Annotated in this window: 11 protein-coding genes; 4 read left to right on the forward strand and 7 right to left on the reverse strand. The window is 40.1% G+C overall.

The window, feature by feature from the left end; all coding sequences use genetic code 11:
- Together AC1DPQ_RS08055 and AC1DPQ_RS08060 are read right to left on the reverse strand one after the other, a co-directional pair.
- Window positions 1–632: SDR family oxidoreductase (locus AC1DPQ_RS08055; protein ID WP_477608723.1), on the reverse strand; the 632-nt coding region annotated here is incomplete at its 3' end.
- A 30-nt stretch (window positions 633–662) separates the two neighbouring features.
- Window positions 663–1,472, reverse strand: a complete 810-nt coding sequence (locus tag AC1DPQ_RS08060) for a 3-keto-disaccharide hydrolase (RefSeq protein WP_477585511.1) — start codon at window positions 1,470–1,472, stop codon at window positions 663–665.
- Between the two features lie 199 nt (window positions 1,473–1,671).
- Between AC1DPQ_RS08060 and mtgA the strand changes: the two genes are divergently transcribed.
- Window positions 1,672–2,400 carry a monofunctional biosynthetic peptidoglycan transglycosylase gene (gene mtgA / locus AC1DPQ_RS08065; protein WP_477586021.1) on the forward strand — a complete coding sequence of 243 codons (729 nt, stop codon included), beginning with the start codon at window positions 1,672–1,674 and terminating at the stop codon, window positions 2,398–2,400.
- 137 nt (window positions 2,401–2,537) lie between these two features.
- On the opposite strand, the gene AC1DPQ_RS08070 is transcribed toward mtgA, so the two are convergent.
- The 3 genes from AC1DPQ_RS08070 to AC1DPQ_RS08080 all read right to left on the reverse strand — a co-directional run bounded on the left by AC1DPQ_RS08070 (window position 2,538) and on the right by AC1DPQ_RS08080 (window position 5,821).
- Window positions 2,538–4,949: an AsmA family protein gene (locus AC1DPQ_RS08070; protein WP_477608725.1), complete on the reverse strand. Its 2,412-nt coding sequence runs from the start codon at window positions 4,947–4,949 to the stop codon at window positions 2,538–2,540.
- A gap of 96 nt (window positions 4,950–5,045) precedes the next feature.
- Window positions 5,046–5,336: a YciI family protein gene (locus AC1DPQ_RS08075; RefSeq protein ID WP_477585495.1), complete on the reverse strand. Its 291-nt coding sequence runs from the start codon at window positions 5,334–5,336 to the stop codon at window positions 5,046–5,048.
- Window positions 5,337–5,341: 5 nt separating this feature from the next.
- Window positions 5,342–5,821, reverse strand: coding sequence for an ABC transporter ATPase (locus tag AC1DPQ_RS08080; RefSeq protein WP_131030925.1), 480 nt, complete (start codon window positions 5,819–5,821; stop codon window positions 5,342–5,344).
- Window positions 5,822–5,871: 50 nt separating this feature from the next.
- Here AC1DPQ_RS08080 and AC1DPQ_RS08085 point away from each other — a divergent pair, with 50 nt between their 5' ends.
- The 3 genes from AC1DPQ_RS08085 (at window position 5,872) to AC1DPQ_RS08095 (ending at window position 9,717) form a co-directional block, all read left to right on the forward strand.
- Window positions 5,872–6,357: a hypothetical protein gene (locus AC1DPQ_RS08085; RefSeq protein ID WP_477579590.1), complete on the forward strand. Its 486-nt coding sequence runs from the start codon at window positions 5,872–5,874 to the stop codon at window positions 6,355–6,357.
- 433 nt (window positions 6,358–6,790) lie between these two features.
- On the forward strand, window positions 6,791–8,428 hold the full coding sequence (locus tag AC1DPQ_RS08090) for a TldD/PmbA family protein (RefSeq protein ID WP_477579588.1): 1,638 nt from the start codon (window positions 6,791–6,793) through the stop codon (window positions 8,426–8,428).
- A gap of 8 nt (window positions 8,429–8,436) precedes the next feature.
- Complete coding sequence (locus AC1DPQ_RS08095; RefSeq protein WP_477608727.1) at window positions 8,437–9,717, forward strand: TldD/PmbA family protein; 1,281 nt, start codon at window positions 8,437–8,439, stop codon at window positions 9,715–9,717.
- Window positions 9,718–9,777: 60 nt separating this feature from the next.
- On the opposite strand, the gene AC1DPQ_RS08100 is transcribed toward AC1DPQ_RS08095, so the two are convergent.
- Together AC1DPQ_RS08100 and AC1DPQ_RS08105 are read right to left on the reverse strand one after the other, a co-directional pair.
- Complete coding sequence (locus AC1DPQ_RS08100; RefSeq protein WP_029277013.1) at window positions 9,778–10,566, reverse strand: (Fe-S)-binding protein; 789 nt, start codon at window positions 10,564–10,566, stop codon at window positions 9,778–9,780.
- Between the two features lie 77 nt (window positions 10,567–10,643).
- The gene (locus tag AC1DPQ_RS08105; RefSeq protein WP_477579584.1) at window positions 10,644–11,939 is read right to left on the reverse strand and encodes a 4Fe-4S dicluster domain-containing protein; all 1,296 of its coding nucleotides are present in this window, start codon (window positions 11,937–11,939) and stop codon (window positions 10,644–10,646) included.
- Window positions 11,940–12,053: the final 114 nt, after the last annotated feature.

A 12,053-nucleotide genomic window follows, 5' to 3' on the forward strand; every position in this document is an offset into this window, starting at 1 on the left:
AAATCAACAATCAGTTTACCCATATCCTCTGGCTGGATTTTCCAGGCATCATTTTCAGCATTGGGCTGGTGATCGTTAAAATGGCTCGCTACCGATCCTGGCATAATGGTACTCACCTTTACGCCATATTTTCTCAGATCGAGCATAACCGATTGCGTAAAACCTGTTAAACCAAATTTACTGGCATTGTAAGCTGAGCCACCCGCAAAAAAGTTTGTACCCGCTAAGCTAGATATCGTAAAAATATGTCCCTTATTCTTTTTGATTTCTTCAACACTGGCTTTAATACTATAAAAAACGCCTGTTAAATTGGTATCAATGGTTTCTTTCCATAAATCTACATCCAGCTCGTCAATAGGTGCAAAATGCCCTACGCCAGCGTTGGCGATAAGTATATCTAATTGTCCCCATTTTTCGAGTATCAGATTTACCGTATTTTGCTGAGATTTAAAATCTGCCACATCTGCTTCAATGGCCAATACATCACCATGTGCCACCAAATGTGATGCGGCCTGGTTTGCGCTGGCAATTGTCCTGCTGGTAATGGCTACTTTATAGCCTTCTTTTAAAAGGGCTTCGGCAATGCCGAAACCAATTCCTTTACTTCCTCCTGTAATTAATGCAACTTTCATGTTCTTGTAACGTATAGTATCGAAAAATGTTTAATTAGATTTTTTGTTGTTATGATGCGGAAGCTCCATAATCTGGATATCTTTAAAATCAACAGGCTGTCCTTCACTTTGCAAGGCGATAAAACCTTGGGTAAGTGCTTTTCCATCAATTTTAATTTTCGGATCGTAGCCATTGGCAACGCCTCCGCCAATCTGGGGTTTGCTGTACTGGAGTACAGTATCTCCATTTATAATATGGGTGACTAGTGAGTCGCCCAGAACAATCAGCTCGCCGGATACCCATTGGTCGCCATCGTATGTTTTCGATCTCGAATCCAGACAATGACCTGGAAACTTACTGCCATTGTAAAAAATATCTGTACCTGGCGAACACATATTTCCGGTAGGGCGGGGCCTACCATCGCTCAAACCTCCCAATAACTGCATTTCGATTGAAATTGGCCAATCTTGCTCTTTAGGCATGGTTTTCGGGTCCTGAGAATGAAACATCACACCGCTGTTGAGTAGGGTATAACTTGGCGCACCTTTTTGCTGCTCGCCAACGAAGCGGTATTTAAATTTGAGGTGGTAATAAGAGAAAGGGGTTTTGTAATAAAGATGACCAAACTGATCATTAAAATCGCCATATTGATCATAACGAACCTGTATTATGCCATCTTCAACCCTAAAGGTATTTCCGTAGTTTACATTGTAATCATGATGGTGGATTTTAACGTTCCAATCTTTAATGTCTTTTCCGTTAAAAAGCGTTATCCATTTTTCAGATCGGTTATTGATGTTTTTGGTTGTACTGCAGCTCCATAGTGTAACAGCAAGAAAGAGATAGCCTAGTTTTTTCATTTGGTTAATTTTGTTTTGCGCTCTGTTTAAAAAAGTGAATCACAAAATACATAAACAAAGTGATTTTCACGTACATTAAAGGTTTACCACGAGAATTTTGCATTTCGGCTTTATTTTTTGATCATAAAAAAACATTTTTTTAGCATTATTCCCGTCTCCTGCATTTCCCATCTTCCGTCCCTTTAATTACCTTTGCGCCATGGCCAAAACCCGGACAACCAGAGCTAAAAGCAAGGCAAAACATCCTCTTTTAAAAAAGATCACCAATATTGTTACGAAAGTATTTTTATATTTTCTGCTGGTTTCTGTGTTTTGGGTAATCGCCCTGCGTTTTATCAATCCGCCCATTACACTTTTAATGGTGCTACGGAACATTGAACGCAAAGCCGATGGTAAGTCTTTTAAAACAGAGAAAAAGTGGGTGAAATTCGAGGATATGTCTGATAATATGAAAAGGGCTGCGGTATCTGCCGAAGATCAACTCTTTTTAAAACATATCGGTTTTGATATGAAAGCCATTGAAAAAGCTTTTGCCAGTAATGCCAAAGGGAAAAAGGTAAAAGGTGGAAGTACCATTTCGCAGCAAACAGCTAAAAACGTTTTCTTGTGGCCTGGGAGGTCGTGGATAAGAAAAGGTTTTGAAGCTTATTTTACGCTACTCATCGAACTGTTCTGGAGCAAAGAAAGAATATTGGAAGTTTACCTGAACGTAATCGAAATGGGCGATGGGATTTATGGCGCCGAGGCCGCCGCCCAGGAGTATTATGGCAAATCCTGTACAAAACTGACCAGGAAACAGGCTGCTTTAATTGCTTCCTGTTTTCCAAACCCCAGAAGGTGGACACCCAAAAATGCAACCCCGTACATCAGGCACCGTCAATATCTGATTTTAAGAAATATGAATAGGTTAGGGCCGCTTGATTTCTAATGATTGAATGATTGAATGATTGAATGACAGAATTATTGAATTTTGAATGATGTGATTGAATAATTGAGTGCAAAAATTTCTAATAAGGAAATACAAACACATTCAATCATTCAAAACGCTCTCATTCAATTATTAGTTTATTCGTGATCCTTATTCCACCTGATTTTTATTCCACCTTTTTCGTCATCAACAGCTTTTAGGTGTAATACGATGCCGCGCATACGGGCTTCTCTTTTTTCCGATCTGGTTAGGTTTTCATCACCCTTTGGATTTCTCAGCGGAATATCCATCTCTACATTTGTACCACTCCCTAAAGCATAAATACCTTTTACGTTAAAGTTTAACGCGCTGGAATTTATCTGCATCGGACTTATTTCTACTTTATCACCACGCACGTTAAGTGTTCCATCAAGATTTTTGATTTCTACGTTTGATAAGTTCCTGTTGGCAAAAGCAAATTTCCCTACCTTAACCATCGGGTCGAAATTAACCAATGCGGCATTGTTCAGGTTGAATACCACTTTTCCATTTATCGATCTCGGAAGAATTTTTCCCGTGTGCGATATCCTTCCGGAAATGTTGGCCAACGCTGATAAATACCCTTTTAAATTTTTGTTGGTAATGGTATTCTGTCCGAAGTTATCAAACGAATAAAAGAAATCTTTAACACTTACATGGCTGATCTTTGAATTGATTTTAAAGCTATTTGAGGCGGCTTCCTGCATAATATGTCCATTCAGCGATAACTGACCACCCGCATGGGCCACGCTTATTTTGTTGAAGAAAATACCCCCGCCACGTAAAGAAATATGGGCATCTAGATTTTTAGCCAGAAACTTATCATAAATGGCCTTATCAACGGTTAAACGGATATTCATTTTCGAAAGCTCCAGCACATTGCTCAGCTCTTTGGAAACCACTTGTTTGTTTCCACTCGATTTTTTCTTCGCTGTTCTCGGTCCTAAGAAGGGTAAAAACTCCTTTAGGTAGAGCTGCGGGCTCGACATTTTTAAGTTCACCAATATTTTTTCGGGAGCAGTATAATACAGGTTAGCAAAGTTGGCAATGCTACAGCTTACATTAAGTTCGCTTTTGCCCAACTGGAAATGCCCGTTCTGTATCGATAAATCGTTCTGGTTGAAATTGATGTTTAAGGCACTTTTTACCAGATGAAGCCTACGAGGGATGTAAAGAATATCTGCATCGGCAATCTGTATTTTACCTGAAACAACAGGTTTTGTAAATCTGAAATTATCAATATCTGCCTTACAGTAAAGCCTTAAGTTGGCTGTTCCGTTTTTAAATTCAAAATCGTTCGTGCCTAACGAATTGTTTAAATTGGATAGGGGAAATTGCGAGGTTACCAACCCGGTAGCAATTGGACGCGATAAATTATTCACTGTGAAAGTGTCGATCTTAAGCGGTGCATTAAAATATTTTGCCGTAAGTCTGTGGAATTTGATGGATGAATTTTCATCACCAATAATACCACCAACGGTATCCCGATTGGTAAAGGAACCATCAAAATTACAGGCCGTTAATTTGCCTGCCGGAATAGAAACCACATTATCCCGAACGGTTATGCCTACTTTGATCAAGGGATCTCCGTATTTCCCTGATCCGTCATCAACAATATTTCCCCGGATATCGATCGGTTTTTCTATGCCGAACTTTAAGAGTTTTGAGGAGATATTAGGCGATAAGAGTAAGGCAACATCTTTGAATAAAATATCATCAACAGCTATGCTAATGGCAAAAGCAGATTTATCCAATTCTATTTTGGCCCCGATTTTAAAAGGGTGCCCGCCAATGTTCAAGATTTCGGGACTCAGTATTACTGCATCCAATTCGCGGCTGTAATGTGCATTTAATGTTCCATCTAAAGTTTTGTCTTTTATAAAGCTTCCTTTTCGGGTATTAAAGGCGAAACTGTTCACTTTCGTCATTAACTTGATTTTACCTGTCCAGCCGCTATCAGGATACTGCATTCTGCCCTGGATCTGATCGATATCGAAATTGAATAACTTGAATCTCTTTTTGTTATCTAATATCAGGCTAACCTTATTAAAATCTATTTTTTTGACTTCTAATGCGGAAGATTTTGGTGACGATTTTTTCTCGTTTTTCGGCTTGCTTTTAAAAATACTTGTGTTGCTATAACCAGTAGAATCGGTGTAGATATAAATAGCTGCATTGTTGATGGCAATCTGTTTAATGTTAATGTTCCCCACAATAAGCGAAAGTACGTTTAGCGATATATCTATATCCTGCGCTTTTAAAAGATCGTGTTTATGTTGGTTCCATAAACTATCTCTCAGTAAAACGCCGTTTAAGGATACCGAAACCCCGGGAAAACTTTTCAGGAGTGTTGGCTCCATGCTTGTAGCGGTAATTTTTCCGTTTAAATTTTTATTGAGCTGTGATAGGATAGAAGCGAGTACTTCTTTTTTATTTCTACTGATGTAAAATGCTCCTGCCAACCAGGTGAGGATAATCAGAACAACAATAACCGATATAATTTTTAAAGAGATTTTGAGCCAGCGCTTCATAGACATTATTTGAYTTAACCAATATAATGTTTTTTGCCAGCTAATTGTTTGAGCAATAGTGAAAATAATGTAGGATATTACTACGGGTTTTAAGGATTATTTTCCTAAAAGTGATTCGAGATCAGGATGGTATTGTGAGGTTAAGAAATGTGTAATGGAGAAATCGGCCAATCGATTGATGTAAAACGGATCTTCCATCAGGATTTTTTTTAAAGCTTCTTCATCCTTTGCCAGTGCTAAAATGATTCCACCAGTTCGGGGTACTTTTCTGCCCGAAGCAACAAAAATGTTTTTTTCATAGTATTTCTTTAAATATTGGACATGGGCCTCCATATGTTCATCCAACTCGGTTAGCGGAACAATATATTTAAGATCTACAATGAACATATGGCTTACAATAAATGGGCAAAAACAGTAGAATGCCAGCTGTTTTGGAATGGCACTTCCCATTTGCTTTCCAACTCTGCCAGATTTTGTACCATATTGTTAAAAACAATCGTTTCTGGTGTTACCTGTTTGATATTTACCAAAGTTTCAAAATCTTCTTTGCTGTTTACTACAACTTCTCCATTTACTTTATAGGCAATATTGAAGCGGTTAAAAAGGTCTACATGGTATTCCTGTTCAATTTCTTTAATTAAGCGAACAGAGCTATCAATAGAGCAACCGGTAACGCCCGCCTGGCTTTCGTCGACCGTTAGGATAATAAAAAAGCCATAGCGGATTTCTGCTTTTGCAAGCAATTCATTTCCATGTGCTTTCCACTGGTTTGTAAAAGCTGCTAATTTATTTAAGATCTCACTTTCTTCAACAGAAGTAAATTTGCGATCGCTTTGGTATACCCAAACTCTTGATTGTGGAGAAAAACTCATATACAAATTTATGATTTTAATTAAATTGGTGTGTTTAAAACGCTAACCTGATGAAAAAGTTTACACTCTGCTTGAAAATATCCCTTCTTTCGGCTTTTTGTATGTTTTTATGTGCTTTTTCCGACCCCGAAACCGTAGCACAATCGATCAATTTTCTTCAAAAAACATTTACCGATCATTACGATAACAGTCAGGAAAGCGACCAAGTAAAGCGTTATGAGCTAAATGTTACCAACAATGGCTTTTGTCGTTACAAACGTTATTTTAATAACGGTAAAACAGAGTATTTCGCATTTAAGCTGTCGAAATTTAAAGATATGGATTATTATGGTACAACTACTTCGGGCAAATTGTATATCCATACCAAAGGTGACGACGTAATTGTGCAGACCTATAAAGACAAGGGAGGCGATGTAGACTCGATGGCTACGCAACTGGTTATTCCGTTAAAAAATATGGAAGCTGAAGATTTAAATCTTATCCGAGATAATTTGAATAAAATAAATACAGAGGTTTCAATTTCCCAGAAGCCATAACTTGTCTCTGATGATGAGCATTCAAGCGAGTTGATTATCTTTTTATAGTCTTATTAATTCCGTTGTTAACACCACTAGGGAAATTACRTGTTAAGCTTATTGTTTATTTTGGAGCACAGCGTCATTCGCTTTTTTTTATGTTAGTCCTGCTCTTTGCTTTATCCCGATGAAATATCGGGGATGCCGCTCCGATCAGGGCTATGGACTTGGGGCTGTGGCACAGAAAACCGACATAGTAGCAGAAAATGGCTAAACTAAACCTGATTGAACGAATGCCGTTTTTCATGGCAGAAGGTAGAGCAGGAAGAAACTGACCTATGGACTGCTGCTATTGCTTTCCTAAAAATAAACAACCTAAACAGTACAAGGATCAAGAAGTTTTTTTAATATAAGTTAAAACACTTATATTCAGTCAACTTAAAACAATCTCATCTTGAAACGTAGAAACTTTATTTATTTAACTGGCGTAGGGGCTGCCGCGGCTATGCTTCCTGCTATTCCAGTTTTTGGGAAAGAGATTTCCCCCGAGCAAGCCTTAACGTATATCGATCCGGCGGCTAAAAAAATCTTGTCTGATGTAGCCCTAAATGCGGCACGCTCAAAAGGCGCAACTTATACTGATGTGCGTGTAGGCAGGTATCTTAACCAATACGTTGTTACACGCGAGGATAAAGTAGAGAATATTGTAAATACCGAATCGTATGGGATTGGTATCAGGGTAATTTCGAATGGCAGTTGGGGATTTGCGGCAACCGACAAAATGGACAAAGATAGTATTGCCAAAGCAGCCGAACTGGCGGTAACTATTGCCAAAGAAAATGCCCGTTTGTTAAGAGAGCCCGTAAAGCTGGCGCCACAAAAAGGATATGGTGAGGTAAGCTGGAAAGCACCGATTGAGAAAAATACCTTTGAGGTACCCGTAAAAGAAAAGGTAGATTTATTGCTGGCGGTGAACGATGCGGCAATGAAAGGTGGTGCAGATTACATCAACTCCATCTTATTCGCCGTAAATGAACAAAAATATTTTGCATCTACCGATGGTTCTTATATTGATCAGGACATCCACCGTATTTGGCCTACTTTTTTTATCACTAAAATAGATAAGGCAACTGGTAAGTTCGAAACGAGAAATGCATTGAGTGCACCTACTGGCAAGGGATACGAATACCTGGATGCAAGGCCACAGGATAAAATACAAACAGCTTCGGGCACGCTTTATAAAGGCAGGTACGATATGCTTGAAGATGCCACACAGGGAGCCAGGCAGTTGGGTGAAAAAATGAAGGCAAAATCAGTAGAGCCAGGTAAGTATGATCTGGTATTGGATCCTTCACATTTATGGTTAACCATACACGAATCGTGCGGTCATCCAACCGAGCTTGATCGCGTGTTGGGCTATGAGGCCAATTATGCAGGAACCAGTTTCCTGACACTTGACAAATGGGAATCTAAAAAATTTAATTATGGCAGCAAAGAAGTAAATATTACTGCCGATAAAACCGAAGTCGGATCATTAGGAGCTGTTGGGTATGATGATGAAGGTGTAAAATGCGGAAAATGGGATGTAATTAAAGACGGTATATTGGTAAATTACCAGGCCATCAGAGATCAGGCGCATATATTAGGTTTAAATGCTTCACAAGGCTGTTGTTATGCCGATAACTGGAGCAGTGTGCAGTTTCAGCGTATGGCCAACATTTCACTGCAGCCGGGCAAAGCCAAGCTGAGCATAGCCGATCAGATTAAAAATGTTGAAAAAGGCATTTACATTGTAGGCGATGGGTCTTTCTCGATCGATCAGCAACGTTATAATTTCCAGTTCGGCGGTCAGCTTTATTACGAAATTAAAGAAGGCAAAATCGCAGGTATGCTTAAAGATGTAGCCTATCAGGCCAATACCCAGGAATTCTGGAATTCGTGCGTGGCTATCTGCGATGAAAGCGATTACCGTTTAGGAGGCTCTTTTTTCGATGGTAAAGGCCAGCCAGGTCAGGTGAGTGCTGTCTCCCATGGATCGGCAACCACACGTTTTAATAAAGTTAATGTTATCAACACCGCTAGAAAAATCTGATAGAAACTATGCCAATCTTAACAAAAGCAGAAGCAAAGGCCCTTTTAACTAAAGTACTTTCTTACTCTAAAGCAGAACAATGTGAAGTAAACCTAAATTGCTCAGATAGCGGTAATATAAGGTACGCCCGAAATTCGGTATCAACCAGTGGGGGGATAAGCGCCAACAGCCTGGTAGTCAGTTCTGCCTTCGGAAAAAAACTGGGTACGGCCACTATAAATGAATTTGACGATGCCTCATTGGAAAAAGTAGTGCGCAGGGCAGAAGAACTTGCTCAGCTGGCACCCGAAAATCCTGAATTTATGCCTTTTCTCAGTCCGCAGGAATATGGTGCCGATTCGCCTACCTTTTCTCCGGCTACAGCAGCCGTTACCCCGAAAGACAGGGCCGATGCAGTACAGGCCAGTTTAAAACAGGCTATAGACAGCAAGCTGAATGCTGCAGGGTTTTTATCCAACAGTATAGGCTGTTCGGCAATGATGAACAGTAAAGGTTTATTTGCCTACAATACTTCAACCGATGTAGCTTTTAATATTACCGTAAGAACTGATGATGGTAAAGGATCTGGTTATGCCACAAGGGGATACAACGATTTTAGCAAACTCAACGCAAAAGCTGATACAGCTATAGCAGCCAAAAAGGCCATGTCGTCGGTAACGGCAAAGGCCATTGAGCCAGGAAAGTATACCGTTATTTTAGAACCGACTGCGGTAGCAGTGATGCTGGAAAACCTATTCTTCTCGATGGATGCCAGGCAGGCCGATGAAGGACGGAGCTTTATGAGCAAAACCGGAGGCAAGACAAAATTGGGAGAACAGCTGGTGGATGAAAGAGTAAATATTTACTCTGACCCATGGAACCCCGAACTGCCAACTGCAACATGGTCTGGGGATGGAAGGCCACAGCAGAAAGTAAATTGGATAGAAAAAGGAGTAGTTAAAAATTTATACAGTTCGAGGTACTGGGCGCAAAAAACTGGGATTAAAGCGATCCCCTTCCCGGGTGGTGCCATTATGAAGGGCGGAACGAAAACCCTGGAAGAGCTGATCAAAGGAACAGAAAAAGGTATATTGGTTACACGCTTATGGTACATCCGCACGGTAGATCCACAAACCCTTTTGCTTACAGGGCTGACCAGGGATGGTACTTTTTACATCGAAAATGGAGAGATCAAGTTCCCAGTCAAAAATTTCCGTTTCAATGAAAGTCCGATTATTATGTTGAACAACCTGGATGAAATCGGAATAGCCGAAAGAACAGTTAGTGCCGAATCGGAAGCCAACAATTAACAATATGATAAAGCCTGAGCATCATCGATGTTCAGGCTTTTGTTTAGTTAAAAGCTAAGGTTACAGGCCGTTTGCCCTTGCTGTAATCTCGGCAATATCCAACACCTTAACTTCCTGTTCTTTATCTTTTAGTTTAATACCATCGCTTAGCATGGTCATACAGAAAGGGCAACCTGCTGCAATAACCTGCGGATTGGTTTGTAAAGCCTCATCAATGCGTTCTACATTAATATCTTTATTTCCCTTTTCTGGTTCTTTAAACATCTGCGCGCCTCCGGCACCACAGCATAAGCCATTGCTTTTGCAGCGTTTCATTTCTACCAACTGTGCATCAAGTACTTCCAGGGCTTTTCTAGGCGCTTCGTAAATTCCATTTCCACGGCCCAAATAACATGGATCGTGATAGGTGATTTTTTTACCTTTGAAACTTTCCCCACCTTCAGCTTTTAGTTTGCCTTCGTTAATCAGATCCTGTATCAATTGGGTATGGTGGATCACTTCGTAAGTGCCGCCTAAACCCGGATATTCATTTTTAATGGTATTGAAGCAATGTGGACAGCCTGTTACAATTTTTTTGATGTTGTAAGCATTCAATACCTCAATATTGGTCATGGCCTGCATCTGGAAAAGAAACTCGTTACCGGCTCTTTTAGCAGGATCTCCGGTGCAACTTTCTTCTGTTCCTAAAACAGCGTATTTTATGCCTACATGATGTAAGATCTTGCAAATGTCGCGGGTAATTTTCTGTGCTCTTTCATCGTAACTTCCAGCACAGCCAACCCAAAATAATATTTCCGGTTCTTCACCTGCGGCCATCAACTCGGCCATTGTAGGGACTTTAAATTCCATTTGTCTAGTATCTAGTATCAAGTATCAAGACCTGATGTAATTATTATTTTAATTCAATGCCAACAAAAACTGTCAATCTAGCTTTCTTGTGCCCAGTTAAAACGATCGGCTGGAGAGTATTTCCAGGGTGCCTGGTTATTCTCAATATTTCCCATCATCGCGTTAATGCTGCCTGGCGCCTGCGATTCTTCCATCACGGCAAAACGGCGAAGTTCCATAATAATCTGTAATGGATCGATGTTTATCGGGCAGGCCTCTACACAGGCATTACAACTGGTGCAGGCCCAAATTTCTTCTCTGCTAATGTAGTCATCCAATAAAGATTTTCCATCCTGATGTTCAGCGCCGTGTTTATCAATATTTTGGCCCACTTCGGTAATGCGGTCGCGGGTATCCATCATAATTTTCCGCGGCGATAAAAGTTTACCTGTAATATTTGCCGGGCATACCGAAGTACACCTTCCGCACTCGGTACAGGTATAAGCATTCATGAGGTTTACCCAATTTAAGTCGGTTACGTCTTTGGCTCCAAATTTACCGGGTTCGGTTTCTGCCGGAACAAAAGAAGGATCCAGCATGGCTTTCACCTCATTGGTAACTGAGGCCATATTTGTAAACTCACCTTTAGGCTCCAAATTAGAAAAGTAGGTATTTGGAAAGGCGAAAAGAATATGAAAGTGTTTCGAATAAGGTAGGTAATTTAGGAAAGCCAGAATGCCAATAATGTGGAACCACCAGCAGCTGCGCTCTACGATAACCAAGGCACTTTCTGATGAAGGCAGGATATTAATTAAATACTGACTCACTGGAAATGCACCGGCATTAACGTAATGGCTGGCGCCCAAAAGCTGTAATTTTGCATCGGCTGCGTTCATTAATAAGAAAGCGCTCATTAATAAAATCTCGGTAATGAGGATGTAATTGGCATCAGATTTTGGCCAGCTTTTCATCTCTACGCCGCTAAAGCGTTTAAGTTTTAGGATATTTCTGCGGATAAGAAAAATAGCGCATGAAATCCAAACGGTAAAAGCCAGAATTTCGAAAGAGCCGATCAGAAAATTGTATAAACCACCCAGGCCATTAAAAATACGGTGCGTGCCGAATAAACCATCGATTATGATCTCCAATACTTCAATGTTAATGATCACAAAACCGATGTAAACAAAAAAGTGGAGAAAGGCAGGGATAGGGCGGACAACCATTTTAGACTGACCAAATGCCACGCGAAGCATGGTCATTAATCTTTTTTGTGGCTGATCTTGTCGATCTACCGGTTTTCCTAAACGGATATTGCGAATTATTTTACGCAGGTTAACTGTAAACAGCGCAATTGCTGCAAGTGTAAGTACTAGAAAAAGGATCTGTGCTACCATGCAATATTAGATTGTTACGCTAAATTAGGATATTAATCTAAATAAATTGCTATGCATGCATAAAAAAAATAATAAAATTGTTTGTTTGTACTCATTCTAAGCAAGGATTAAGGC

Source organism: Pedobacter sp. 01T416_2 (genome assembly GCF_056398925.1).

Coding starts and splice junctions, on each gene's coding strand:
- AC1DPQ_RS08060 (WP_477585511.1), bottom strand. CDS start 1,472: ATGAAAAAACTAGGCTATCTCTTTCTTGCTGTTACACTATGGAGCTGC.
- mtgA (WP_477586021.1), top strand. CDS start 1,672: ATGGCCAAAACCCGGACAACCAGAGCTAAAAGCAAGGCAAAACATCCT.
- AC1DPQ_RS08070 (WP_477608725.1), bottom strand. CDS start 4,949: ATGAAGCGCTGGCTCAAAATCTCTTTAAAAATTATATCGGTTATTGTT.
- AC1DPQ_RS08075 (WP_477585495.1), bottom strand. CDS start 5,336: ATGTTCATTGTAGATCTTAAATATATTGTTCCGCTAACCGAGTTGGAT.
- AC1DPQ_RS08080 (WP_131030925.1), bottom strand. CDS start 5,821: ATGAGTTTTTCTCCACAATCAAGAGTTTGGGTATACCAAAGCGATCGC.
- AC1DPQ_RS08085 (WP_477579590.1), top strand. CDS start 5,872: ATGAAAAAGTTTACACTCTGCTTGAAAATATCCCTTCTTTCGGCTTTT.
- AC1DPQ_RS08095 (WP_477608727.1), top strand. CDS start 8,437: ATGCCAATCTTAACAAAAGCAGAAGCAAAGGCCCTTTTAACTAAAGTA.
- AC1DPQ_RS08100 (WP_029277013.1), bottom strand. CDS start 10,566: ATGGAATTTAAAGTCCCTACAATGGCCGAGTTGATGGCCGCAGGTGAA.
- AC1DPQ_RS08105 (WP_477579584.1), bottom strand. CDS start 11,939: ATGGTAGCACAGATCCTTTTTCTAGTACTTACACTTGCAGCAATTGCG.